At 37.8% G+C, this 26,056-nt stretch carries 26 protein-coding genes and 1 pseudogene; 16 read left to right on the top strand and 11 right to left on the bottom strand.

The genetic code is table 11. The features are described 5' to 3' along the window. The first annotated feature begins 39 nt into the window (after window positions 1-39). From BMX01_RS01160 to holA, 9 genes are all read left to right on the top strand, one after another. Window positions 40-351 (top strand): YqcC family protein, encoded by a 312-nt coding sequence (locus BMX01_RS01160; protein WP_064083430.1) that lies wholly within the window; start codon window positions 40-42, stop codon window positions 349-351. Further along, a complete protein-coding gene (truC, locus tag BMX01_RS01155; protein WP_064081933.1) occupies window positions 351-1,082 on the top strand; it encodes a tRNA pseudouridine(65) synthase TruC in 732 nt (243 codons plus the stop codon). The genes BMX01_RS01160 and truC overlap by 1 nt, the downstream gene beginning before the upstream one ends. A gap of 8 nt (window positions 1,083-1,090) precedes the next feature. Then, the gene (locus BMX01_RS01150) at window positions 1,091-1,249 is read left to right on the top strand and encodes a YoaH family protein (protein ID WP_010945047.1); all 159 of its coding nucleotides are present in this window, start codon (window positions 1,091-1,093) and stop codon (window positions 1,247-1,249) included. 53 nt (window positions 1,250-1,302) lie between these two features. After that, window positions 1,303-2,712, top strand: coding sequence for a YcjX family GTP-binding protein (locus tag BMX01_RS01145; protein WP_064083322.1), 1,410 nt, complete (start codon window positions 1,303-1,305; stop codon window positions 2,710-2,712). Window positions 2,713-2,817: 105 nt separating this feature from the next. Further along, entirely contained in the window at window positions 2,818-3,300 is a 483-nt protein-coding gene (smpB, locus tag BMX01_RS01140) for an SsrA-binding protein SmpB (RefSeq protein ID WP_064082998.1), read from the top strand. A gap of 57 nt (window positions 3,301-3,357) precedes the next feature. Next, window positions 3,358-4,665 carry a serine--tRNA ligase gene (gene serS / locus BMX01_RS01135; RefSeq protein ID WP_064081935.1) on the top strand — a complete coding sequence of 436 codons (1,308 nt, stop codon included), beginning with the start codon at window positions 3,358-3,360 and terminating at the stop codon, window positions 4,663-4,665. Window positions 4,666-4,815: 150 nt separating this feature from the next. Beyond that, window positions 4,816-7,401 carry a leucine--tRNA ligase gene (leuS, locus tag BMX01_RS01130; protein WP_074647598.1) on the top strand — a complete coding sequence of 862 codons (2,586 nt, stop codon included), beginning with the start codon at window positions 4,816-4,818 and terminating at the stop codon, window positions 7,399-7,401. Between the two features lie 48 nt (window positions 7,402-7,449). Next, window positions 7,450-7,947, top strand: a complete 498-nt coding sequence (locus tag BMX01_RS01125) for an LPS-assembly lipoprotein LptE (protein ID WP_074647595.1) — start codon at window positions 7,450-7,452, stop codon at window positions 7,945-7,947. A 5-nt stretch (window positions 7,948-7,952) separates the two neighbouring features. After that, window positions 7,953-8,978: a DNA polymerase III subunit delta gene (holA, locus tag BMX01_RS01120; protein ID WP_074647593.1), complete on the top strand. Its 1,026-nt coding sequence runs from the start codon at window positions 7,953-7,955 to the stop codon at window positions 8,976-8,978. Window positions 8,979-9,011: 33 nt separating this feature from the next. Here the strand turns inward: holA and yacG are convergent, their stop codons facing one another. The 7 genes from yacG to BMX01_RS01090 are packed head-to-tail and all read right to left on the bottom strand — an operon-like array spanning window position 9,012 to window position 13,512. Further along, window positions 9,012-9,200 (bottom strand): DNA gyrase inhibitor YacG, encoded by a 189-nt coding sequence (gene yacG / locus BMX01_RS01115; RefSeq protein ID WP_064081939.1) that lies wholly within the window; start codon window positions 9,198-9,200, stop codon window positions 9,012-9,014. 2 nt (window positions 9,201-9,202) lie between these two features. Continuing rightward, the gene (gene coaE, locus BMX01_RS01110; RefSeq protein WP_064081940.1) at window positions 9,203-9,820 is read right to left on the bottom strand and encodes a dephospho-CoA kinase; all 618 of its coding nucleotides are present in this window, start codon (window positions 9,818-9,820) and stop codon (window positions 9,203-9,205) included. A 17-nt stretch (window positions 9,821-9,837) separates the two neighbouring features. After that, window positions 9,838-10,197 carry a prepilin peptidase gene (locus BMX01_RS07760; RefSeq protein ID WP_327216412.1) on the bottom strand — a complete coding sequence of 120 codons (360 nt, stop codon included), beginning with the start codon at window positions 10,195-10,197 and terminating at the stop codon, window positions 9,838-9,840. A gap of 16 nt (window positions 10,198-10,213) precedes the next feature. After that, a complete protein-coding gene (locus BMX01_RS07755; RefSeq protein WP_078179334.1) occupies window positions 10,214-10,483 on the bottom strand; it encodes a hypothetical protein in 270 nt (89 codons plus the stop codon). Next, entirely contained in the window at window positions 10,483-11,676 is a 1,194-nt protein-coding gene (locus tag BMX01_RS01100) for a type II secretion system F family protein (RefSeq protein WP_064081941.1), read from the bottom strand. Before BMX01_RS01100 ends, BMX01_RS07755 begins: the two co-directional genes overlap by 1 nt. Then, the gene (locus BMX01_RS01095; protein ID WP_064081942.1) at window positions 11,660-13,054 is read right to left on the bottom strand and encodes a GspE/PulE family protein; all 1,395 of its coding nucleotides are present in this window, start codon (window positions 13,052-13,054) and stop codon (window positions 11,660-11,662) included. The genes BMX01_RS01100 and BMX01_RS01095 overlap by 17 nt, the downstream gene beginning before the upstream one ends. A gap of 11 nt (window positions 13,055-13,065) precedes the next feature. Further along, window positions 13,066-13,512, bottom strand: coding sequence for a pilin (locus BMX01_RS01090; protein ID WP_064081943.1), 447 nt, complete (start codon window positions 13,510-13,512; stop codon window positions 13,066-13,068). Between the two features lie 193 nt (window positions 13,513-13,705). Here BMX01_RS01090 and radA point away from each other — a divergent pair, with 193 nt between their 5' ends. After that, the gene (radA, locus tag BMX01_RS01085; RefSeq protein WP_064081944.1) at window positions 13,706-15,085 is read left to right on the top strand and encodes a DNA repair protein RadA; all 1,380 of its coding nucleotides are present in this window, start codon (window positions 13,706-13,708) and stop codon (window positions 15,083-15,085) included. A 66-nt stretch (window positions 15,086-15,151) separates the two neighbouring features. Here radA and BMX01_RS01080 read toward each other — a convergent pair whose 3' ends face one another. Together BMX01_RS01080 and BMX01_RS01075 are read right to left on the bottom strand one after the other, a co-directional pair. Then, the gene (locus BMX01_RS01080) at window positions 15,152-15,367 is read right to left on the bottom strand and encodes a YgjV family protein (RefSeq protein ID WP_010945033.1); all 216 of its coding nucleotides are present in this window, start codon (window positions 15,365-15,367) and stop codon (window positions 15,152-15,154) included. 121 nt (window positions 15,368-15,488) lie between these two features. Beyond that, window positions 15,489-15,974 (bottom strand): dihydrofolate reductase, encoded by a 486-nt coding sequence (locus BMX01_RS01075; RefSeq protein WP_064081945.1) that lies wholly within the window; start codon window positions 15,972-15,974, stop codon window positions 15,489-15,491. Between the two features lie 120 nt (window positions 15,975-16,094). On the opposite strand from BMX01_RS01075, the gene BMX01_RS01070 reads away from it, so the two are divergent. Both BMX01_RS01070 and nth read left to right on the top strand, forming a co-directional pair. Beyond that, window positions 16,095-16,865 (top strand): TSUP family transporter, encoded by a 771-nt coding sequence (locus tag BMX01_RS01070; RefSeq protein ID WP_064082999.1) that lies wholly within the window; start codon window positions 16,095-16,097, stop codon window positions 16,863-16,865. Between the two features lie 8 nt (window positions 16,866-16,873). Next, window positions 16,874-17,509, top strand: a complete 636-nt coding sequence (gene nth / locus BMX01_RS01065; RefSeq protein WP_010945029.1) for an endonuclease III — start codon at window positions 16,874-16,876, stop codon at window positions 17,507-17,509. A 59-nt stretch (window positions 17,510-17,568) separates the two neighbouring features. Here nth and fdhD read toward each other — a convergent pair whose 3' ends face one another. After that, a complete protein-coding gene (fdhD, locus tag BMX01_RS01060; protein ID WP_064081946.1) occupies window positions 17,569-18,396 on the bottom strand; it encodes a formate dehydrogenase accessory sulfurtransferase FdhD in 828 nt (275 codons plus the stop codon). Between the two features lie 359 nt (window positions 18,397-18,755). Here fdhD and fdnG point away from each other — a divergent pair, with 359 nt between their 5' ends. The 4 genes and pseudogenes from fdnG (at window position 18,756) to fdhE (ending at window position 24,400) form a co-directional block, all read left to right on the top strand. Beyond that, window positions 18,756-21,818, top strand: coding sequence for a formate dehydrogenase-N subunit alpha (gene fdnG / locus BMX01_RS01055; RefSeq protein WP_143413412.1), 3,063 nt, complete (start codon window positions 18,756-18,758; stop codon window positions 21,816-21,818). Continuing rightward, the gene (gene fdxH / locus BMX01_RS01050; RefSeq protein ID WP_064081949.1) at window positions 21,818-22,717 is read left to right on the top strand and encodes a formate dehydrogenase subunit beta; all 900 of its coding nucleotides are present in this window, start codon (window positions 21,818-21,820) and stop codon (window positions 22,715-22,717) included. Before fdnG ends, fdxH begins: the two co-directional genes overlap by 1 nt. Further along, on the top strand, window positions 22,710-23,384 hold the full coding sequence (locus tag BMX01_RS01045) for a formate dehydrogenase subunit gamma (RefSeq protein WP_064083326.1): 675 nt from the start codon (window positions 22,710-22,712) through the stop codon (window positions 23,382-23,384). The genes fdxH and BMX01_RS01045 overlap by 8 nt, the downstream gene beginning before the upstream one ends. Window positions 23,385-23,481: 97 nt before the next feature. Beyond that, window positions 23,482-24,400: pseudogene (gene fdhE / locus BMX01_RS01040) on the top strand (formate dehydrogenase accessory protein FdhE). A gap of 49 nt (window positions 24,401-24,449) precedes the next feature. On the opposite strand, the gene BMX01_RS01035 reads toward fdhE, so the two are convergent. Then, entirely contained in the window at window positions 24,450-25,991 is a 1,542-nt protein-coding gene (locus BMX01_RS01035) for an L-lactate MFS transporter (protein WP_064081950.1), read from the bottom strand. Window positions 25,992-26,056 lie beyond the last annotated feature (65 nt).

Here is a 26,056-nt window from a genome sequence, read left to right as displayed (position 1 = left end):
CTAAAATTTCAACAACTATTTTTATCCTCTTTTACAACAATGAAAACCAAAGTTAGACAACATTTAAACGATTTAGAACTTGCTTTGCGACTACATAAACAATGGCAAGTGACCGCACCGAGTCTTGATCAATTAGCCAATGATCAGCCTTTTTGCTTAGGTAGCCTAACCGCAACAGAGTGGCTACAGTGGGTATTTATTCCTCGAATGCATGCCTTATTAGATGCTGATGCTGATTTACCACGTAATTTTTCAATTACACCTTATTTGGAAGAAGCGTTAAAACAAGAAACATACTTGCCGGCTATCCAGCAACCTATTTTATTACTTGAATTATTACTGAAAGATTAATGGAACTTGATATTTTATACCGTGATGATGAACTGATTGCAATTAATAAACCAGCGGGAATGTTAGTCCATCGTTCGTGGCTGGATAAAGCAGAAACATTATTTGCGATGCAAACATTGCGTGATCAAATCAACCAACACGTTTTTCCTATTCACCGGCTAGATCGCCCTACTTCGGGCGTACTCTTGTTTGCCTTAAATAGCGAAATGGCTCGCTTGATGAGTGAACAATTTGAACAACATAAAGTCGAAAAAGAATACCTTGCGATTGTTCGTGGCTATATCGCAGAAAAAGGTGAAATTGATTACCCACTTAAAGTGATATTAGACAAAATTGCGGATAAATTTTCCCAACCAAAAACAGCGCAACAAGCGGTCACTTTTTATCAAAATCTTGCAAAAGTAGAGATGCCTTATTCCACAGGTAAATATGCGACCACGCGTTATAGTTTAGTTGCATTATCACCGAAAACGGGCAGAAAACATCAGCTTAGACGGCATATGAAACATTTATTTCACCCGATCATGGGCGATACGAAATATGGCGATTTACATCAAAACCGGCGATTAACTGAAAAAACGGGCTGTAATCGTTTAATGTTACACGCTCGTTTGCTACACTTTAACCACCCGAAAACATTGCAAAAAATCACCATTTCTGCACCGCTTGATCAGCAATGGCAGATGTTATTCAACCAATTTGGTTGGCATTTCACTGATTTCTTTTACTAGGAACATTTATGGATAAGGCATTACTTTCATTAACTCACGAACAACAACAAGCTGCGGTTGAACAAATTCAACAACTGATGAAACAAGGTATCAGTTCTGGTGAAGCTATTCAAATAGTGGCTAATCGGCTACGAGAATCACACCAGCGAACTAATGAGCAAAAATAGCCTAATTATTAGGCTACCAACAACGTTCACTCATCACGCCAAAGGCTGCAACCATGCTTAATCAAATCCAAAATAAACTACATAAATTTATCCAACGCGGGCTTAATAATCACTTACATATCGCCGTAACAGGCTTGAGTCAAAGTGGCAAAACGGCCTTTATTACAAGCTTTGTCGATCAGCTATTACACATTAATAAACACCAAACGGATCACGTTAATCTGTTTGGCGCAGCGCGTAATGGAAGAATTTTATCCGTCAAACGTGTTGAACAGGGCGATTTAACCATTCCACGTTTTGAATATGATCACAATCGTCAATATTTAGAGAATAGCCCGCCACATTGGCCACCATCCACTACCGGTATCAGTGAAATTCGCTTAGCCGTTCGTTATGAACGCCAAAATAGTTTACTTAAGTATGTAAAAGAAACAGGCACACTTTATTTAGATATTTTTGATTACCCAGGTGAATGGTTATTAGATTTACCGTTGTTATCACAATCATTCAAAGAGTGGTCGCAAGCTCAACAAGCTGTACATCAAGGGGAGCGCGTTACCTTAGCCAAAACGTGGTTAGAAGCGGTCAATAAAATTGATTTATTCGCTAAAGCGGACGAAAATCAGTTAGCTGATTTAAGCGAAATATACACCGCCTATTTAATTAAATGCAAAGCAGCAGGAATGCAATATATTCAGCCGGGGCGTTTTGTGCTACCAGCAGAAAATGCTAAAGGTGCACCTGTTTTTCAATTTTTTCCATTATTACATTTATCAGAAGCAGAATGGCAACGGCTAGAAACTGCTAGCGAAAATAGCACTTACAAAATATTAAAAAAACGTTACCGCTATTATCAACAAAAGATTATTCAACCATTTTATGCTGACTATTTTTCACAATTTGATCGGCAAGTAATTTTGGCGGATTGCCTAACACCACTGAATCACGGTTACCCTGCATTTATCGAAATGAAAATTGGGTTACAACAGCTATTTAAGCATTTTCATTACGGCAATCGTTCACTTTTTCACCGCTTATTCTCCGCTAAAATTGATAAGTTATTATTTTTAGCCACTAAGAGCGATCATATTAGTAGCGATCAGATCGCCAATTTAGAAAGTTTAATGCGACAATTAGTCCAAGAAGGCGGTCGTTATGCTGAATTTGACGGGATTGAAATTGGCTATCAAGCTATTTCTGCTATCCGTGCCACTGATCCTGTGATTGTTACGCAAGACAATAAACAAATTAAAGCCATTCGCGGTATACGTTCTTGTGATCAAAAACAAGTCACCCTCTATCCAGGCAGCGTGCCAAGCCGTTTACCTGATGCAAATTATTGGCAATTCAACCGCTTTGAATTTGATCCTTTTGAACCCAAAAAAATTGATTTTGCTGATCCTATTCCGCACTTACGAATGGACGCCGTCTTACAATTTTTACTGGCAGATATGTTAGCATAATACATAATTTGTCTTGAATCGGCACAAGAATAAGCGGTGATAAATAGCAAAAATCTAAATTTAAGCTATAATCAATTATTACTTTTTATTATTTCATTTGAAACTATGGCAAAAAAACCTAAAGTCCCATCAAACACGATTGCACTCAACAAACTAGCCCGCCACGAATATTTTATTGAAGATGAAATTGAAGCAGGTTTAGCATTGCAAGGCTGGGAAGTTAAATCTTTACGCGCAGGTAAAGCAAATATCGGTGATAGCTATGTTACTTTTCGTCATGGTGAAGCCTTTTTATTTGGCGCTACAATTACCCCATTAAATATGGCTTCTACTCATATTGTTGCAGATCCAACACGTACTCGTAAGCTACTATTAAATCAAAGAGAATTAGACTCATTATTTGGTAAAGTAAATCGAGATGGAATGACTGTGGTGGCACTTTCGCTTTATTGGAAAAATGCTTGGGCGAAAGTCAAGCTAGGGCTAGCGAAAGGCAAAAAACTTCACGATAAACGTGAAGATATTAAAGATCGTGAATGGCACGTTACTAAGCAACGCATTATGAAAAATGCGGGACGTGGCTCATAATTGAATCTTTTTATTCTAAAAAAAGCAAAAATAATCTTTTATATCAAGGAACACTAAATGATCGACCAAAATTTACTTCGCACTAATTTAGACGATGTTGCAAATGCGCTCAAATTAAAACGTAATTTCATCTTAGATGTTAACCAAGTAAAAGCACTTGAAGAACAACGTAAAACATTACAAGTCACAACGGAAACCTTGCAAGCTGAACGTAATGCTCGTTCGAAAAATATTGGCGCAGCTAAAGCACGTGGTGAAAACATTAGCCAACTATTAGCTGAAGTAGACACTATGGGTAATCAGCTTGAAGTAGCAAAAACAGAATTAGATAAAGTACAAAGTGAAATACGTGAATTATTGTTAACTATTCCAAATTTACCGGCGGAAGAAGTCCCGCTTGGTAAAGATGATAGCCAAAATAAAGAAATATTACGCTGGGGAACACCTCGTCAATTTGATTTTGAGATCAAAGATCACGTCACGCTTGGTGAAAACTTAAAAGGCATAGATTTTCCTACAGGCGTCAAGTTAACCGCAAGTCGCTTTGTTGTAATGAAAGACAAAATTGCCCGCTTACACCGTGCATTAGCACAATTTATGTTAGATCTACATAGCGAACAACACGGTTATATGGAAGTAAATGTCCCCTTATTGGTCAATCACGACACCTTGTATGGCACAGGTCAACTACCAAAATTTGGTGAAGATCTATTCCATACTCAACCATTAACTGGACAAGATCCTAATGAAGTGCAACGCCCTTATGGTTTAATTCCCACCGCTGAAGTTCCACTAACCAATCTCGTGCGTGATGAAATTGTAGATGAAGATACGCTGCCAATTAAACTCGTTGCCCATACACCTTGTTTCCGTGCAGAAGCTGGTTCTTATGGACGTGATACACGCGGTCTAATACGTATGCATCAATTTGAAAAAGTCGAATTAGTACAAATTGTGGCACCGGAAAAATCCATGGAAGCACTTGAAGAATTAACAGGTCAAGCAGAAAAAATCTTACAACTACTCAATTTACCTTACCGTAAAGTATTACTATGCACAGGCGATATGGGCTTTGGCTCAGCAAAAACATATGACTTAGAAGTTTGGTTACCGGCACAAAATACTTACCGTGAAATTTCTTCTTGCTCAAATATGTGGGATTTCCAAGCGCGTCGGATGTCTGCTCGTTGTAAAGCAAAAGGCGATAAAAAAACACGTTTAGTTCATACCTTAAATGGATCAGGGCTAGCAGTTGGACGGACGTTAGTCGCTGTATTAGAAAATTATCAAAATGCCGACGGCTCGATCACTATCCCAGAAGTATTGCGTCCGTATATGGCTGGACAAGAAACAATTACCGGCTAATTAATTTATTTCATAGCATAAATTATTCTTTGTTGACAAGCGGTGAGATGTGCAAAAAACCTTGCGAATCTCACCGCTTGCCATTTAAAAGCATGCTATTTTACGGTATGATTCTTATAAGTTTTGACAATGTTTAAAAGGCTGAATTTCATGCAACAACAATATAACCCAAGTGCTATTGAATCTAAGGTTCAACATTTCTGGGAAGAAAATAAAGTTTTCAAAGCAGTAAAAGATATAACAAAAGAAAAATATTACTGCCTTTCAATGTTACCGTATCCATCTGGTCGCTTGCATATGGGGCATGTACGTAACTATACCATTGGCGATGTTATTTCACGTTACCAACGGATGATCGGTAAAAATGTATTACAACCTATGGGATGGGATGCTTTCGGCTTGCCTGCTGAAGGTGCGGCAGTTAAAAATAATACCGCTCCCGCAAAGTGGACCTATGAAAATATTGAATATATGAAAAATCAATTAAAAGTATTAGGTTTTTCATATGATTGGGATCGCGAAATCACCACTTGCCGTCCTGAATATTACAAATGGGAACAATGGTTCTTCACTGAATTATATAAAAAAGGCTTAGTTTATAAAAAAACCTCTACCGTAAACTGGTGTCCAAATGACGAAACCGTATTAGCCAATGAACAAGTCCACGAAGGTTGTTGTTGGCGTTGTGATACACCGGTTGAACAACGTGATATCCCTCAATGGTTTATTAAGATCACGGATTATGCAGAAGAATTATTAACGCAGTTAGATAATTTAACGCAATGGCCCGATCAAGTAAAAACGATGCAACGCAACTGGATTGGCCGTTCTGAAGGGGTAGAGATTACGTTTAAAATCGCTGGCTCAAATGCGACTTTACCCGTTTATACTACTCGCCCTGATACATTCTTTGGCGTAAGCTATTTAGCCGTAGCCGCAGCTCACCCACTGGCTGAATTAGCTTCAACCAATAATCCAGCATTAGCCGAATTTATTCGTGAAGCTAAAAATACCAAAGTGGCAGAAGCAGAGTTGGCAACCATGGAAAAAAAAGGAATGCCAACCGGTTTATTTGCCATCCATCCATTAACGGGTAAAGAAATACCGGTTTGGGTAGCTAATTTCGTATTAATGCACTATGGCACAGGCGCCGTGATGGCAGTCCCTGCTCACGATGAACGTGACTTCGATTTTGCTAAAAAATATGGATTACAAATGAATCAAGTAATCCAACCGCTTGATGCATCAACTTGGGACTTTTCACAAGCCGCCTTTACTGAGCACGGTAAATTAATTAATTCAGCAGAATTTGATGGGCTAGATTTCAATCATGCATTTAATGCCATTGCCGATAAATTAGAATCCCTTGGAGTTGGTAAACGCCAAGTTAACTTCCGCTTACGTGATTGGGGCGTTTCTCGTCAACGTTATTGGGGCGCCCCCATTCCAATGATGACCACCGAGCAAGGCGAAGTGGTTACCGTTCCATTGAAAGATTTACCGGTTATTTTGCCAGAAAATGTGGTAATGGATGGTGTACAAAGCCCTATTAAATCTGATCCTGAATGGGCAAAAACAACTTATGAAGGGCAACATGCATTAAAAGAAACAGACACTTTCGATACCTTCATGGAATCATCATGGTATTATGCACGTTATACTTGCCCACAATATCACCAAGGTATGTTAGATGCTGATGAAGCCAATTATTGGTTACCCGTCGATCAATATATCGGCGGTATTGAGCATGCAACCATGCATTTACTTTACTTCCGCTTCTTCCACAAACTACTACGTGATGCGGGCATTTTAACCTCAGATGAACCAGCAACTAAACTACTCTGCCAAGGAATGGTATTAGCTGATGCATTTTATTACACCAGCCCAACTAATGAACGTATTTGGGTAAGCCCAACGCAAGTCAGTTTAGAACGTGATGAAAAAGGCCGCATTATTAACGCAACAGATCCAGCCGGCCACAAATTAGTCCATAGTGGTATGACCAAAATGTCAAAATCAAAAAACAATGGTATTGACCCGCAAGAAATGGTTGAAAAATATGGTGCTGATACTGTCCGCTTATTTATGATGTTTGCATCACCCGCCGAAATGACCCTTGAGTGGCAAGAATCTGGTGTTGAAGGCGCTAAACGTTTCTTAGGTCGAGTATGGAATTTAGTTTATGAATATGTACAACAGCCGGCAACACAAGCATTAAATGCACTTGAATTAAATAAAGCGCAAAAAGAATTACGCCGTGATGTACATAAAACCATTGCTAAAGTCAGCGATGATATTGGTCGACGTCAAACATTTAATACCGCAATTGCGGCCATAATGGAATTGATGAATAAATTAAATAAAGCACCGCTTGAATCTGATCAAGATAAAGCCGTAATGGCAGAAACATTAAGTGCCATAGTTCGTATGCTTTATCCAATTACACCACATATCTGTTTTGAGCTCTGGCAAGCATTAGGCAATCAACAAACTATTGATTTTGCACCTTGGGTAGTTGCTGATGAAACGGCAATGATAGAAGATGAAAAATTAGTGGTTGTACAAGTCAATGGTAAAGTGCGTGGCAAAATAACCGTGCCCGCAAATGCTTCAGAAGATGAAGTGAAAATAACTGCCAAAAATGATGCTAACGTAGCAAAATTCTTAGCTGATATGCAAATAGTCAAAGAGATCTATATACCATTTAAAATGTTAAATTTTGTAGTTAAAGCATAATCTATCCGCGCCTCCCTCCTTAATGAAGGGAGCTTATAAGGAACAAAAATGTTAAAAAAGCTCACCTTATTTTGTATTCTCACTTTAAGTGCTTGCGGTTGGCATTTCAAAAATAATGAAGTTCTCCCAGAAGCACTACGGACACTGACCTTTGAAAGTGTCGATCAACAGAGTGAAATGGCGCGGGTATTACGTAGTCAATTACAACTTAACAATGTAAAATTAGTTTCTGCCACAGAAAACGTTGCGAAATTACGCCTGATTACCGCATCAACGAATAACCAAGTTGTTTCCGTATTTACGCAAGCGCGTGAAGCTGAGAAATTAATCACTTTAAATGTCGAAGTGATGATCAATGTGCCAGAAAAAGGCGATTATGCGTTATCTACATCCGTTCATAGAACGTTCTTTGATGATGCTCGTGCTGCATTAGCAAAATCTGCCGAACGAGAAATGATTATGAAAGATATGTACGAACAAGCCGCTCGTCAACTTATTATTAAAATGGCAGGCTTACACAAAGAACTTAACCTCGTAAATAAATAGCATAAATGCAAAAAGTTTTTCCTGAAGCGCTTACTCACCATTTATCAAAAAGCCTATCACCCTTTTACTTACTGACGGGCAACGATCTACTATTGCTAAATGAAAGTAAAGCCCAAATTATTCATGCAGCTAAAGCGGTAGAATTTGATGAAATACAAGAAATTACGATTAATAATGAAACCAAATGGGCGCAACTCTTCGAATCTGTCCAAAATTTCGGTCTATTTTTTAGCCGTCAAATTATCATTCTAAATCTGCCAGAAAATCCAACAACCGCACAAATGAACCATATTACTAAACTCGCCGGATCGATTAATGCTGATCTAATGCTGATTTTATGCTTAACTAAATTTAGTAAAGCGATGGAAAAACAAGCTTGGTTTACACAAATAGATGCTAAACTCGTACAAGTCAGCTGTCAAACACCTGATATTAATCGATTACCCATTTGGTTAGCTAATCGAGCTAAAATGATGGGATTACAGCTAGAAGTAGAAGTAGTGCAATTATTGGCATACAGCTATGAAGGTAATTTAATTGCGCTACAACAAACCTTACAACAGCTACAACTGCGTACTCATGATGGTAAAATAACATTACCACAAGCGAAAGAAATTATTGAACAATTTGCACAATTTACGCCTTTTCAATGGATTGATGCCTTATTAGAAGGCAAAATTGCACGTGCTATTCGAATACTCAAATATTTAAAAGATGAAGAAACACAAGTGGTTATGCTACTGAGAATTGTGCAAAAAGAACTGTTAATTCTATTGGAAATAACACGCTCACCAACCCCAATCTTAACTAGCCAACAAGCACTTTATGTGAGTAATTTAAGAGCCGAATTCGACCGCTTAAAAATATGGCAAAATCGCCGTCCATTCTATCAAAGTGCTATTCAACGGCTTAGCTATAAAAAGCTGTATTTGCTTATTCAACAACTCGCTGAATTAGAAAAACAAACTAAACACGCATTTAGCGAACAAATTTGGTTAGAACTAGAACATTTTTCTACGCTATTTGAATAGAAAACAGAATAAGCGATCATTTTTCTGACGCGCTTAATCATTGTTATCAAATGTATAGTGCATTGCCTCATCTTCAACGCTAGCAATCCGTTTCTCTTCATTTGCCCACTCACCTAAATCAATCAATTGACAACGTTCACTACAAAATGGCCGATATTTACTTACTGGATCCCATATGACTTGTTTTGCACAAGTTGGGCAATTTACTATTGTGTGTAACATAATTATTCCTGCTGAGTCGCTAAAGTTAAATAGTATTGATGTAATTGTTGCACTTGCATTTGCAACCTTTCCAGGCTCTCTGCTAAAGGCAGATTATTTTCGATAATATCATCGGCATAACTTAACCGCGCTAAACGGTTAACTTGCGAAACCATAATGCCACGAATGGTAGCAATATTACTTCGATCACGTGTTAGCGCGCGCGCTAGCTGAACTTCTGGATAAACATCAATCACTAACACACGCTGACAAAATTCTATTAATTTATTCTCAATTAATAATGGCACAACAAACAATACATAAGGACCTCTTGCTTGTCGTAGTTGAATTAACATTTCACGCCGAATTGCTGGATGCAGTAAATTGTTTAACCAATTTTTTTCTACTCGATTAGCAAAAATTAATTGGCGTAACTGCGCTCGATTTAGCTCACCTTGTGTCGTTAACACCTGTTGACCAAAATGTTGCACAATCTTTAAAAAGAGAGGACTTCCTTTTGTTACTACCTGCCGAGCCACAATATCTGCATCAATAATTGTAGCCCCTAATTCAGCAAACATATTCGCAATAGTTGTTTTACCGCTTGCAATTCCACCGGTTAAACCAACGACAAATGCCATTTTAACAACCCTTTAAGCTAAAACATTGAGAAATAGATTTTATCAATAATCACGCATAAAGTCGAAACACTAATAAATGGAATAAAGGGTAATTTCAGCCGTTTCTTACCGCTCAAATATTCACACATAAAATAATAAAAAAGACCTAATAATGAAGCAGATAACAACATTATTAATAATTGATTAGTGGTGAAAAGTGGTGCTAATGCTAAACACAATAAAATATCGCCTAATCCAATCGCCTCTTTTTTAAAAAAGAAATAACTAAAGAAACTCAAAAAAGTAAATAATCCTATTGCAAAAAGTAAGCTTTTTAGATAAAAATTTTGCATTTGCTGTAGCATAACCAACACAAATATAACAAAAACATAGCGAATATCATCAATAATAACGCTAATAATGGCTGTTCAACAAACCCAAATGCAAGTAACGGAAACAGTACATAAAAGCCCTTGCCCATTGGCTCTGTTGTGGTTGTAATTTAGAATAACGTAAAAAATCAGCATACGAATCTGAGCAAGGTATGCCACTTAAATGATGATATTCATCATAAACTTGTCGATTAATATACTCAGCAAAACATGGAATAGCCATTTGACACCAATAAGCAAATAATAAGCTGAAGCTGATTGCGATAAAAATGGGAATTTCTAATGTTTGCATTACACCAATGCTCCCATATCAAAAATAGGCAAATAAATCCCAATCAAAATCGTCCCCACAATAATGCCAATCACTAACATTAAAACCGGTTCAAGTAATTGAGCAAACAAATCAATTTGGTAGTCTAGTTTTTGCTGATACAGTTGACTAATACACATACACATTTTAGCCAAATTACCACTTTGTTCGCCAATTGCCATCATTTGTACTACTTGGCTAGTAAATACGGTTGGATTAAGCCCCTCAGAGAATTTATAACCTTGCTTTAATAAACTTAATATACTCAAAATCTCCTGATGTAATACCGGATCTTGGCGATGTTCTGATAAAAATGCTTTTAACGTTGCATCTAAATGAATATGTGCATTAAGCATTAACGCAAGATTTTGACTAAAGAAAATAATTCGAGCATCTTTAATAATTTGCTGAAACCCTGGCATATGATTTAATAAACGCGATCTTAAGGTACGCCAAAAAAGCCTCTTTTTCGCTAAAAAATAGCTAACAATACCGCTAAATAGGCCGCCGATGAATAAAATAAATGCATATTGTTGAAGAAAATTCGATAACTGAAATAATAATTGGGTAATAAAAGGCAGTGACTGATCTTTGTTACGATAAAGATCTTCAAATTGAGGCACAATAAATAATAACAATCCAATTAATACACTAATTGATACGGCTAAAATAATCGCCGGATAAAACATAATTTTCTTTACTTTATTAGCTAATTTCTGTGATTGAGTACGTACTTTTGCAATGTTATCTAGCATAATGGCTAAACGCCCACTCTGTTCTCCCATCTTAATTAACTGAATTTCTTGCTTAGTCAAATAAACGTTCATTTTAGTGAGACTGGCTGAAAAAGTATGCCCCGCTTCTAACAGCGTAATAATTTCATATAACCATAAATATAATTTAATATTATGTACGTTTTCTAATACCATCACCAGCGATTGTTTTAATGGAACCGAGGCATTCAATAACATAGCTAACTGATTAATTAATTGAGTGATTTGTTCGCTTTTGGGTTTCCTAACTAAAATAAAATCACGTTGAATATGGATATTTGAATAGCCTTTAGCTAATAGCCGTTGTTCTAATTCATCGTGACTTTTGGCCAGAGATTTACCTTTTTGCCGTTGATTAAAACGATTAAAAGCCCGCCAATGAAATTCATATATTTTCAGCATCGCCTAATACTCTGTTAATTTCTGCTAAGGACGTAATATCGGCCTCTAACTTATGCTTCGCACTATGATGTAAACTAGCAAAATCAAGATAAGCGGTCTCTTTTTCAAAGATTTTTCCCGTACGGCTTAATAATTGATAAATGCCAATGCGTCCTCTATAGCCCTGATAGCAAGCCTGACAGCCTTTACCAAAACATTGCGTGCATAGCTTGCGGACAAACCGTTGTGCAATGACTAATAATAAGGCATTTTTAAGCTCATATTCTTTAATACCTAATTGTAATAGCCGTTCAATTGCAGAGGGCGCATCATTAGTATGTAATGTAGAAAGCACAAGATGCCCTGTTTGTGCAGCGCGTAATGCAATTTCGGCACTCTCCGGATCACGAATCTCACCTAACATAATAATATCAGGATCTTGGCGCAAAAATGTTCGTAATAGATGGCTAAAATCTAGCTGAATCGCTCGATTAACTTGTGTTTGAATGATTCCTTCGATCTCAATTTCTATTGGATTTTCTGCCGTTAAAATATGCTTATCCGGTTGATTCAGATGACTTAACGCACTATACAATGTGATACTTTTGCCACTGCCGGTGGGGCCAGTAACTAAAATTAGACCTTGCGGTTGATGCAATAAGTGTAATAACGTAGTTTTTTGCGCAGGCAATAACCCCAATTCAACAAAATCAAAATGGGTTGGTTTATTTTTTTGTAAGCGTAATACAATTTTTTCGCCCCATTGAGTAGGCAAACTCGATACACGGAAATCAAGGGTTTCAGATACGATTGTTTTAAAATGGAATTGCCCATCTTGCGGTAGCCGTGTTTCGCTAATATCAAGTTTAGCCAACAATTTGATACGTGAAATAATGCGAGCAGCCAAATGAATTGCCAATGTTTTGTAGATATGTAACACACCATCAATCCGCAACCGAATCTGTAACTGTGCTTTTTGTGGCCCAAAATGAATATCGGAAGCATTTTGCCTTAAACAAAATTTAAATAAATTATCAAGTAATTGAATAATAGGATCATTTAAATTCAATGTTTCACTTTCTGTTTGTACTTGATAAGTTAGCTCACTTTCTTCATACACCGCTTGTTGCTCTGGCGCCAGTTGATTCAATAAATATTTCAATTCTTCCGCAGAAACCAACACCGGTTCTATCGTTTTATGAGCCATAAATGCAAAAATTTCACACGCATTTAAATTTTTCATATCATCGATGGCTAACCATAACCTGTCCTCATTTTCTTGAACCGGTAATGCAAGATAACGTAATAAAAGATCTTTTTCTTGACAGTTCTTTTGCCATCTCTCCGCTGAAATAATAAAATTCTGTTGGCGATGAAGATCAAATACCGCATACTGCATTGATTTTTTCCTTATTGTTCAGTAGAACAAAAATTAGCAGGGAAAAGGCTAGTATCAGCACCATTACAAGTCGTTTTCCAAGTTAAGGATTCGCCTTGTAAGGTTGGTGTCATTTTATAACTATAATCTTTAAGGCTTTCTTTACCCGTTACTGTAATCGTTCCATTTTCTACACTGATTGATCCGACATATTTACTTTTACCTGAATTATCATTTTTTATACCGTTTGTTCCTGCATTACATCCATCTGTTCTACCCAAATTATAAACACATATTTCTACATCGGTTTTATACGCTGATGAAGCGGCTAATAACTCAGATAACGCAGCTTTTTTGGTATAACTATTGTAAGAAGGAATCGCAACCGTAGCTAAAATTGCGATAATGGCAATCACAATCATTAATTCAATTAAAGTAAACGCCTTTTGTAGTGGCTTAATCAAAAATAAAGATGACATTGTTCTCTCCTATATCAATATTCAATATCAATAAAAAAATAGCAGAGACAGTGTGCAATTTGTCAGCAATTTATGCGACTTAAAAAGGTTATTTATTCGATCTATATCGCAAAAATAAGCGGATAAAAGCCTGTGTATTTAGTCAGTGTTTTTTGTTATACTTTGAGGGTTTGATCGGATTTAGAAGGTTAAAATGGCAAAGGTAGCAAAAACGGCTTATGTATGTAATGATTGTGGGGCGGAATATTCTCGCTGGATGGGGCAATGTAGAAAATGCAAGGCGTGGAACACAATTAGTGAAATACGCCTAATTTCAAGCAAAGAAATGAATAAAAATGACCGCTTTAGTGGCTATGCAGGCGAAACATCTGGCAAAATCCAACGCCTTGCCGATATTAGTTTGCAAGAAGTACCTCGTTTTAGTAGTGGTTTTAATGAATTAGATCGCGTCCTCGGCGGTGGTATTGTGCCAGGCTCAGCAATTCTGATTGGTGGCCACCCTGGTGCGGGTAAATCAACTCTTTTATTACAAGTGATGTGTGGCTTATCGAAACAGCATTCGGCTTTATATGTTACTGGTGAAGAGTCCTTACAACAAGTAGCTATGCGCGCTAATCGGTTAGGTTTACCCACTGAACATCTTAAAATGCTATCAGAAACTTCTGTCGAACATATTTGTAATATTGCCGATCAAGAAAAACCTAAAATCATGGTGATCGACTCCATTCAAGTTATGCATTTAGCCGATATTCAATCGTCACCTGGCAGTGTTTCACAAGTTCGTGAATGTGCGTCTTTCTTAACACGTTATGCCAAAATGCAACAAGTGGCGATCATTATGGTTGGCCACGTTACTAAGGATGGAATGTTAGCCGGTCCAAAAGTGTTGGAACATTGTATTGATGCCTCAATTTTATTAGAAGGTGAAGCGGACTCGCGTTTTCGCACACTGCGTAGCCAAAAAAACCGCTTCGGGGCGGTCAATGAACTTGGCGTTTTTGCAATGACTGAGCAAGGATTACGCGAAGTAAAAAATCCTTCCGCTATTTTTTTAAGCCGTAGTGAAGAACAAACCCCCGGTAGCTCAGTGATGGTATTATGGGAAGGAACACGCCCATTATTAGTGGAAATTCAAGCGTTAGTTGATCATTCAATGCTCGCTAATCCAAGACGGGTTGCCGTAGGTTTAGATCACAATCGTCTATCATTATTATTAGCGGTTTTACATCGTCACGGAGGTTTACAAATGTCTGATCAAGATGTTTTTGTAAATGTTGTCGGTGGCGTGAAAATAACCGAAACCAGTGCCGATTTAGCCTTAATCCTTGCTTTAATTTCTAGTTTTCGTAATCGTGCATTACCTCGTGATCTTGTCGTATTTGGAGAAGTGGGATTAGCTGGTGAGATTCGCCCAGTACCAAGCGGTCAGGAAAGAATGAGTGAAGCCACTAAGCACGGTTTTCGACGCGCCATTATTCCATACGGCAATATGCCGAAAAAAACGATTCAAGGAATGGAAATTTTTGCGGTTAAAACATTAAGTCAAACTTTAGATATTTTGGCTAATCTGTAAAATGCTAAAACTAAGCGGTCTAATTTACTATTTTTATAGCAAATCAGAGCGCTAATAGACCAAAATTCAATCTTTATTATTGTTAATCAGAAAGTAAATATTTGTACAAGCGACAAAACCATTTAATGCCGCAACTGGGAATGAACCAATCAATATTCCATAAATGCTAAAACAGATACAGCCTAATGCATTTACGAATCGAAGTTTAATCACGTCTTTCATTAAAAATGAAAGACCGACTAATAACATAGCTAAATAACCTAACAATTCAACATAGTTCATCAATACCTCCTAAAATATGTTATCGCTATTTTAATTATTCTATTTTTGTTTGTATCTAAGCATAAAAAAAGCAAAGGTTTGCGTTCACATTTTTTCAGTTCAATTGTTCAAAAAAAACACATTAAATACGCTCAAATTGCATAAAATGACAAACATAGTTGTTATGTTCATCTATTTCTGAGCTTTCTTTGCTAATTAATTGCCAATCTTGTTCATTAAATTCAAAGTAAGTATCGCCTTCAATATCAGCTTCAATCTCCGTTAAATACAGTCTTTGGGCTAATGGCAGCGCCTGTTTAAATAACTCTCCTCCACCAATAACCATTATTTCTTCAGCTGTAAATTTTTTTGCTAATTCAATCGCTTCGGCTAAGCTGGTTGCCGTATAAGCCCCATCAATCTTTAATTCAGTTCGCGATAAAATAATATTGGGTCGCTTAGGTAAAAGACGGCCAATAGACTCATAGGTCTTACGTCCCATAATTATCGGTTTATCTATGGTTTTTTCGCGAAACCACATTAAATCACGAGGCAAATGCCAAGGCATTTGATTGTGGCGGCCTATCACGTGATTTTTTGTACGCGCCACAATAAGGCTAATAAACATTGGTATTCCTCTTAATTATAAAAACGTTTTTTAAAGAAAAAAGATAATTATTTTCCGATAAAGGCAAAATATTGTATATTACTACAAATGAATTTATCAGGGCAATCATTCAATATGGAAATAGAGTTAGGAATAGATATACTCACAATGTTATTCGCCGTGGCTACCCTTGCCGGTTTTATTGATTCGATTGCTGGTGGCGGTGGCTTATTAACTATTCCGGCATTACTATCAGCGGGGCTACCGCCTACCATAGCATTAGGTACAAATAAATTGCAAGCTTGTGGTGGTTCATTCTCAGCATCACTTTATTTTGTGTCTAAAAAAGCGGTCAATATTAAACAAATCGCCTTATTAATTCTTTTAACTTTTATTGGTGCTGCCGCCGGGACTATTTTCGTGCAAATAATTGATATCAATGCACTGAAAGCTATTCTGCCATTTTTGATTTTAATTATTGGATTTTATTGCTTGTTAAGCCCTAATATTGATAATGAAGATCGTAAACCACGAATTAGTTTGCCACTTTTCGCATTCAGTGCGGCAATCGGTATTGGTTTTTATGATGGTGTATTTGGACCTGCAACTGGCTCATTTTTTACCTTGGCTTTTATCCTACTGCTTGGCTTCAACTTATCTAAAGCTGTCGCACACGCTAAAGTACTTAATTTCACTTCAAATGTTGCTTCACTTATCTTCTTTATTTTAGGCAATGCTGTTATGTGGAAAATTGGTTTTTTAATGATGGTCGGGCAATTTATTGGTGGCATATTAGGTGCTAGAATGGTGGTGACTAAAGGGAAAAAGTTAATACGGCCAATGTTAGTTTCAATGTCATTTATTATGGTTGCCAAAATGCTATATGAACAAAACATTTTCTCTTTCTTTTAGGTCTACATATGAATCAAGCAAAACGTATTGAAATACTCACACGTTTACGCCAGAAAAATCCGCATCCAACAACGGAATTACATTATCATAATCCATTTGAGTTATTAATTGCAGTCATCCTTTCTGCACAAGCAACTGATAAAGGGGTCAATAAAGCGACAGATAAACTATTTGCGGTTGCCAATACGCCACAGCAAATCTTTGATTTAGGCGTAGATGGCTTAAAAAGCTATATTAAAACTATTGGTTTATTCAATAGTAAAGCAGAAAATATTATAAAAACTTGCCGTGATTTACTCGATAAACATAATGGTGAAGTTCCTCAAGATCGTGATGCCTTGCAAGCATTAGCGGGGGTTGGGCGAAAAACCGCAAATGTAGTATTAAATACCGCTTTTAATCAACCCACTATTGCGGTTGATACCCATATTTTCCGTGTATCGAACCGCACGGGCTTCGCCACTGGGAAAGATGTTTTAAAAGTAGAAGAAAAATTATTGAAAGTGGTGCCTGCTGAATTCAAAATTGATGTACATCACTGGCTAATTCTACATGGTCGCTACACTTGTATTGCTCGTAAACCTCGTTGTGGATCTTGCTTGATTGAAGATCTATGCGAATATAAACAAAAGAGCGAAATATAATCCTCATTATTGAACAATTTTTGCAATAAATTATGATTTTTCGACCGCTTAAACTTATTTTATTCACTAAAAAGCGGTTGATTTTTTAATCGATGTACACCTGTATAAATGGTCGCTTTACCCGGGCGCGTAAAAGCACTCAATGTAAAATTATGCCGCTGTGCTATTTTCACTGCCCTTTCTGTTGTTGCTGAAATAGCACATAACATTTCAATACCAACCGCTAAACATTTTTGCACCATTTCAAAACTTGCTCGACTAGTAACAAATACAAAACCTAATGGCATATCAGCTTGAGCATACCAACCAATCAATTTATCTAATGCAATATGCCGTCCAACATCTTCACGAATGGCTAATAATTGCCCATTAGGAGTAAAAAAAGCCGCCGCATGGCTAGCACCGGTTATTTTTGCTAAAGATTGTGCTTGTTCTAATTGAGATAAACAACACTCCAAAATATGCGCTTCTACGGCCTGTAAGCGGTTATTTTGACAAGTGATATTTAACTGCTGGTTCACTTGTGCTAGCTGTTCAACACCACAAATACCACAACCTGTACGGCCCGCCATTGAGCGACGTTTTGCTTTTAATTCTACAAAACGACGTGTAGCAATCTCCATTTGCACTTCAACGCCGTCACATTGTGGAATAATCTCTAATCCATACAACTCGGACTTATGTTGTAAAATGCCCTCAGCTAAAGAAAACCCTAAAGCAAAATCTGCAAGTGACTGTGGTGTTGCCATCATCACCGTATGAGAAATACCGTTATAGACTAACGCCACCGGTACTTCACAAATAATCGGCTCTTCTATTGAATGCGCGGTTATTTGTTTACGCTGAAAATCTAATTTAGTCGCATTAGTAGTATGTGTTATTTGCATATTACTCCAATAAAACAATCAAGAATAACTTTCATTTACCTATAAAAAATTTGCTATTTATCAAATTTTTGTTAATTTTTTGTAAAAAATAATGTTGAAAAAATTTATATAAGGAATAATTAACCGCCTTATTTAATTTTAGAGAAAATAGGTATTAATTTTTAAGCTATTTTATAATTTTTTAAGCTGAATAGGTATTTTTAAATTAATTCATCTTTATGCCAATTCTAGAATAGCTTTTTTCTCTGATTAAATGAGAGATATTCTATTATTAAGCAAGCTCGCTATGTAATAGTATGTTTAGCTTTTTCTTGCGTTTTTTATGTTTAATTTAAACGCATTATTTCTTAGGAGTGATTATGCAGATCTCTAGACGTAAGTTCTTTAAGATCTGTGCAGGAAGTATGGCAGGTACGTCTGCTGCAATGCTGGGTTTTTCGCCCGCTACTGCATTAGCCGCACCGCGCAAATACAAACTTTTACGAGCTAAAGAAACTCGTCAGTCCTGCACGTATTGTGCCGTTGGTTGTGGTATGTTGATGTACAGTCTCGGTGATGGTGCAATGAATTCTCGTAGTAAATTATTCCATGTAGAAGGTGATCCAGACCATCCGGTTAGCCGTGGTGCATTATGTCCAAAAGGTGCCGGTGTTCTAGATATTGTAAACAGTCCAAACCGTTTACAATATCCAGAATATCGAGCTCCGGGATCAGATAAATGGCAACGAATTAGCTGGCACGATGCTATTCATAAAATTGCCAAACTATTAAAAGAAGACCGTGATGCAAACTTCCAAGCCACTAATGAAGCAGGTACACCTGTCAATCGTTGGGTAACCACAGGATTTTTAACCGCTTCAGCAGCCAGTAACGAAACCGCATTAATTTCGCAAAAATGGGCACGCTCATTAGGGTTGCTCGTTATTGATAACCAAGCCAGTACCTGACACGGACCAACGGTAGCAAGTCTTGCTCCATCATTTGGTCGCGGTGCGATGACAAATCATTGGGTTGATATAAAAAATGCCGATGTAGTAGTGGTTATGGGCGGAAATGCCGCAGAAGCACACCCTGTTGGTTTCCGTTGGGTGATCGAAGCGAAAAAACAGAATAATGCTAAATTAATGGTGGTTGACCCTCGCTTTAATCGAACGGCTTCCGTTGCTGATTTCTATTCCCCTATTCGTTCTGGCACGGATATTACATTCTTATTAGCGGTCATTAAATATTTACTCGACCACGATAAAATTCAACATGAATACGTTAAACACTATACCAATGCAAGCTTCTTAATTAATGAAGATTTTGGTTTTGAAGACGGTTTATTTACTGGCTACGATGCAGAAAAACGTCAATATGATAAAACAAGTTGGTTTTATCAATTAGATGAAAATGGGCAGCCAAAACGTGATTTAACTTTGCAACACCCTCGCTGTGTGCTTAATTTATTGAGAACACACGTAGCACGTTATACACCTGCAATGGTTGAACGTATTTGTGGCACTAAACAAAAAGCCTTTTTAGAATTTGCAGAAACTGTTGCCTCAACGGCCACGCCAGAACGGACTACAACATTCTTATATGCATTAGGTTGGACACAACATACTGTTGGTGCACAAAATATTCGGGCAATGGCAATGATTCAATTGCTATTAGGTAATATCGGTATGGCTGGTGGTGGTGTAAATGCATTACGGGGCCACTCCAATGTGCAAGGCACTACGGATATGGGGTTATTTCCAACAATGTTACCTGGCTATATCCCATTACCGACCGAAAATGATACGACTTTAGCCACTTTTTTAAATCGTATTACCCCGAAAACAGCCACAGCAGATCAAGTGAATTATTGGCAAAATACGCCTAAGTTTATGGTCAGTATGCTGAAAGCCTTCTATGGTGATAACGCAACTAAAGAAAATGAATTTGGCTATCATTTTTTACCAAAACAATTCAAAACTAAGCTCGATCATCTCAAATACATTGAAATGATGGATAAAGGACAAGTGAATGGCTACATTTGCCAAGGCTATAATCCTTTAGCGTCCTACCCAGACAAACACAAAATCTCATCTGCGTTACGTAAGTTAAAATTCTTAATTATTTGCGATCCAATTGTGACTGATACTTCTGAGTTTTGGCAAAAACATGGTGAATATAACGATGTTAACCCAGCAGAAATTCAAACCGAAGTGTTCCGCTTACCTACTATTTGTTTTGCAGAAGAAGATGGCTCAATTGCTAACTCTGGTCGTTGGTTACAATGGCATTGGAAAGCCGCAGAACCACCTAAAGAAGCAAAACCTGATGTTGATATCCTATCAGAAATTCGTGAAGAAATTATTCGTCTTTATCGCCAACAAGGCGGACCTTCACTCGAAACGATTGAAGCAATGACTTGGAATTATGCGAACCCAAGCGAACCTAAAGCAGATGAAATTGCTAAAGAAAGTAACGGTTACGCCTTAGCAGATTTAACCGATGCAAGCGGTCGGATTATTGCGAAAAAAGGCGATTTATTAGCCAGCTTTGCACAATTACGCGATGATGGCACTACTGCTGCGGCTTGTTGGATTTATACGGGACAATGGACAACCAAAGGTAATCAAATGGCCAATCGTGATAACAGCGATCCATCAGGTTTAGGCAATACCTTAGGTTGGGCATTTGCTTGGCCACTTAACCGACGGATTATTTATAATCGCGCTTCGGCAGATTTAGCCGGTAACCCGTGGAATGCTAAACGCCAATTAGTAAAATGGAATGGTACTAATTGGAACTATATTGATGTGGCAGATTTCGGTAATGCACCACCTAATAGCAACGTTATGCCTTTCATTATGAATAATGAAGGTGTCAGTCGCTTATTTTCCTTAGATAAGTTAGTTGATGGGCCATTTCCAGAGCATTATGAACCGATTGAAACGCCGATTGGCACGAATCCACTGCATCCAAATGTCATATCAAATCCAGTGACGCGCATTTTGGAAAGTGATAAAAACAGTTTTGGTGATGTGAAAGACTATCCTTATGTAGCATCAACTTACCGTTTAACTGAACACTTCCACTGGTGGACTAAACAATCTGAGCTCAATATGATTGCGCAACCTGAACCTTTTGTTGAAATTAATGAGCAATTAGCTCAAGAAAAAGGCATCGTACAAGGTGATGTAGTCAAAATCAGTTCTAAACGTGGTTTTATTAAAGCGAAAGCTGTCGTGACTAAACGCATTCGCAGTTTAGAAATTGACGGTAAAACCGTCCATACGATTGGTATTCCATTGCATGGTGGCTTTAGTACGGTTGGTCGTAAAAGTTTCATTGTAAATACCTTAACTAGCAGAGTGGAGGATGCAAATACCCAAACACCAGAATATAAAACATTCTTAGTTAACATTGAGAAAACCACGGAGGCGCTATAATGTCTAATGTTCAAGATCAAAACATTATTAATGTCTCGGCAACCTCATTTGTCACACCGCCGCCACAAGCACGTAACCACGTGACTGAAGTGGCAAAGTTGATTGATGTTTCTGCCTGTATTGGCTGTAAAGCTTGCCAAGTTGGCTGTTCCGAATGGAATGATATCCGTGCACCGCAAGAAGAATGTGTTGGCGTGTATAATAATCCGCGTGATTTAAATGCCAAACAATGGACAGTTATGAAATTCAATGAAGTCGAAGAAAATGACCGCTTAGAATGGCTTATTCGTAAAGATGGTTGTATGCACTGTGCTGAGCCGGGTTGTTTAAAGGCCTGCCCTGCACCAGGCGCGATTATTCAATATGCAAACGGCATTGTTGATTTTCAATCAGATAAATGTATTGGCTGTGGCTACTGCATCGCCGGATGTCCGTTCAATATTCCCAAAATGAATGACGATGATAACCGTGTTTATAAATGCGCGCTTTGTGTCGATCGCGCGAATGTAGGTCAAGAACCCGCTTGTGTGAAAACCTGCCCAACAGGTGCCATTCAATTTGGTTCTAAAGAAGAAATGCTACATTATGCTGAAACACGTGTATTTGATCTCAAACAACGAGGTTATCAAAATGCCGGTATTTATAACCCTGATGGTGTCGGTGGAACATACGTGATTTATGTATTACACCACGCAGACAAACCTGAATTATATTCAGGTTTACCTAAGGATCCGGCTATTGATATTACGGTTACGCTTTGGAAAGATGTTTTAAAACCAGTTGCCGCAATTACAATGGGAGGCTTAGCGCTTGCTGAAATAGCGCACTACATCACCATTGGACCAAATATTGAGGAAGATATTGAAGATCATCAGAATGAAGGAGAACAACATGAGTAATAAATTAACCATTACTAACGATACCAAAATCGTTCGACACAAACCTATCGCACGCGTTAGTCATTGGTTCTTAGTTATAGCCTTTTTCTTAACTATGTTTACTGGTGTTGCGTTCTTCTTCCCCGATTTCGCCTGGCTAACAGAAGTATTAGGTACACCGCAACTAGCTCGAGCTATTCACCCTTTCACGGGGATTGTGATGTTCATTGCTTTCATCATTATGGCGCTGATTTATTGGCATCATAATATTCCTGAAAAAAATGATATCTGTTGGGCAAAAGGCATTGTTGAAGTGTTAAAAGGTAATGAACATGCGGTGGCTTATAATGGCAAATATAACTTAGGTCAAAAAATGTTGTTTTGGACACTCATTTTGGCAATGTTTACGCTATTAGCAACAGGGATTATTATGTGGAGAAAATATTTCTCCGCTAACTTCTCCATTACCACCTTACGGGTTGCCATTTTACTGCACTCTGTAAGTGCATTTGCCTTATTCAGTGGGATCTTAGTTCATATCTATATGGCATTTTGGGTAAAAGGTTCTATCACTGGTATGGTTGAAGGTTGGGTCACCGTTCGCTGGGCGAAAAAACATCATCCGAAATGGTTCAATGAAGAAGTTCTACCTGAATTGAAAGAAAAAGTAAATCAAGCTGATCAGTAATTAATAAAGTGCGGAAAACATACCGCACTTTTGTTTTAACCATATCCCCAAGGCTTTAACTCAACTGTATTTAGCCCGTATAAATGAAGAGAAAAAAATGAGTATCCGCATTTTACCTGAAAATGAAATAAAACCATCTGCTAGCGCATTTGAAATCCCACCTTTACTGTTTGCTAATCCTAAAAATCTCTATACTCGGCGTGCCAAACGGCTACGCGAACTAGCAAAAAATAATCCGCTCAGAGACTATCTTGAGTTTGCTGCACACTTAGTCGACATACAGCTAACCTTACTGGAAAAGTCGCCTATTGGTAATTATGCAGAAAAACTGACCGCTTATCTAACAGAAAACCAAGGGCAAAAGCCATTAAACAAACAACAATTTGCACGTGATGAAAAATGGCTTGAGCTATTATTCGCCTTAATCAAACAATGCAAACCCTATGCAACAGGTGCTATTCTTACTACGCTCGAATTTCTTGAAAAAGCATCTTATGCCGAACTCAATAACCTCGCCGATCATCTATTGAATGAACGTTATGAACAAGTCAGCCCAGATCAATCGGTCTTTATTTGGTTGGCTTTATCACTGTATTGGACACAACTTGCTCAGCAACTACCACGTCATACTCAAGCTGAAATAGGCGAACGGCATACGTGTCCTGTCTGCGGTTCAGCACCAATTACGAGTGTAATTCATTTGGATAAAACTCAAGGATTGCGTTACTTACATTGTGCATTATGTGAAAGTGAATGGAATATGACACGTGCGCAATGTTCAAATTGTGATGAAAGCGGTGATTTAAATTATTGGAGTTTTGACACTGTTGAAGCTCCCATCAAAGCAGAAAGTTGTGGCGATTGCCATAGCTATTTAAAAGTCCTTATATCAAGAAAAAGATCCTTATGTTGAACCACTGGCAGATGATCTTGCTAGCTTAATGCTTGATATAGAGATGGAACAAAAAGGATTCGTTCGTAGTGGATTAAACCCTTTTTTATTTAGCATAGAATAAACAATTACTGATAAAAAAGCGGTCAAATTAGACCGCTTTTCCGTTAAAATTAAAATAATTCCATTACTTTGGCAAAAACCATCGAGACACCATATAGCAATGGTATAGTCACAATAAGCCAACGTAACCAAATCATACAGCCCCCCTGAGCCACTTCTTCCACAACTAAATACGTATCTGAGATCACCGTTTCATCTGCTGCTTTAGCACTATGCGCGGCTTCTTTAATCGTTAATTGATGGTGATGTTTCTGATTGACCGCTTTTACACCTAAATTACAGAAAAAGCCAATAAATAATAAGCCCGCCATAATATACATCGTTACACTATAAGCTTGTACCGCAGGCACACCACTATCAATTTGCATCTGACGAATATAATTAACTAATACCGGTCCAATTACGGCTGCAGTTGACCAAGCTAATAATACTCGCCCATGAATCGCACCAACTTGATATGAGCCAAACAAATCACGTAAATAAGCTGGAATTGCAGCAAAACCGCCACCGTACATTGAAATAATTACACAGAAACCTATAACAAATAGGACTTTATTACCACTTTCACCGATCGATGGAATGATAAAATAAAGCACGGCACCTAACAAAAAGAAAATGGAATACAGCTTTTTACGGCCAATTTTATCTGAAATACTTGACCAGAAAAAACGCCCTGCCATATTAAATAAACTAAGTAAGCCAACGAAACCCGCTGCGGCTAAAGTACCAATCGCAGCTTGTTTTCCAACCGAAACTTCAGAGAAAAGCTCTTGAATCATTACCGATGCTTGCCCCAATACTCCAATTCCTGCCGTTACATTCAAACAAAGAATCGAAAACAGTAGCCAAAATTGTGGCGTTTTCATCGCTTGATTCACACCAACATTGTATGCACTGACTAGCTTATCTGCTTTTTTATGTTCAACAAATCCTTTTGGTTTCCAAGTTGGATGAGGCAAACGAATAGTGAAAACACCAAACATCATAAAAATGAAATAGAAAACACTTAATACTAAAAAGGTTTCTGCTATACCAACCGATGTCTCACTGCTAAAGAAATTCATCAAACCAACGGAAATAGGCGAAGCTAACATTGCCCCACCACCAAAGCCCATAATGGCTAAACCTGTGGCCATTCCCGGCTTATCTGGGAACCATTTCATCAAAGTAGATACCGGCCCAATATAACCTAACCCTAAACCAATACCACCTAAAACCCCGTTACCCAAATAGAGTAACCATAAATTGTGTTGATACACACCGATTGCTGCAACAACAAACCCAAGGCTAAAACAAATCGTCGCCACAAACATTGCTTTACGTGGGCCAACGCGCTCCATCCAACTACCAAACATTGCCGCAGACGCGCCTAATACGGCTAATGCAATACTGAAAACCCAACCAATCGTCGTAAGCTTCCAATCGTCTGCCGCAGATTCTGTGATCCCAATAACTTTCGTTAATGGTGCATTAAAAACAGAATAAGCATAAATTTGCCCAATTGACAAATGAACCGCTAACGCCGCAGGTGGCACAAGCCAGCGATTAAATGTCACAGGGGCAATAGTGCTTTTGTAATCTAGAAATGACATAAGTACTCCATCTTAGTTTTAAAAATTAACAAAATTATAACACAATTTATGCCTGCGCAATCGTT

The organism is [Haemophilus] ducreyi (genome assembly GCF_900109315.1).
Classification (GTDB): Bacteria; Pseudomonadota; Gammaproteobacteria; order Enterobacterales; family Pasteurellaceae; genus Haemophilus_B; species Haemophilus_B ducreyi.
The sequence above is the reverse complement of the archived record's forward strand: the minus strand, read 5'-3'. Positions and strand labels throughout refer to the sequence as shown.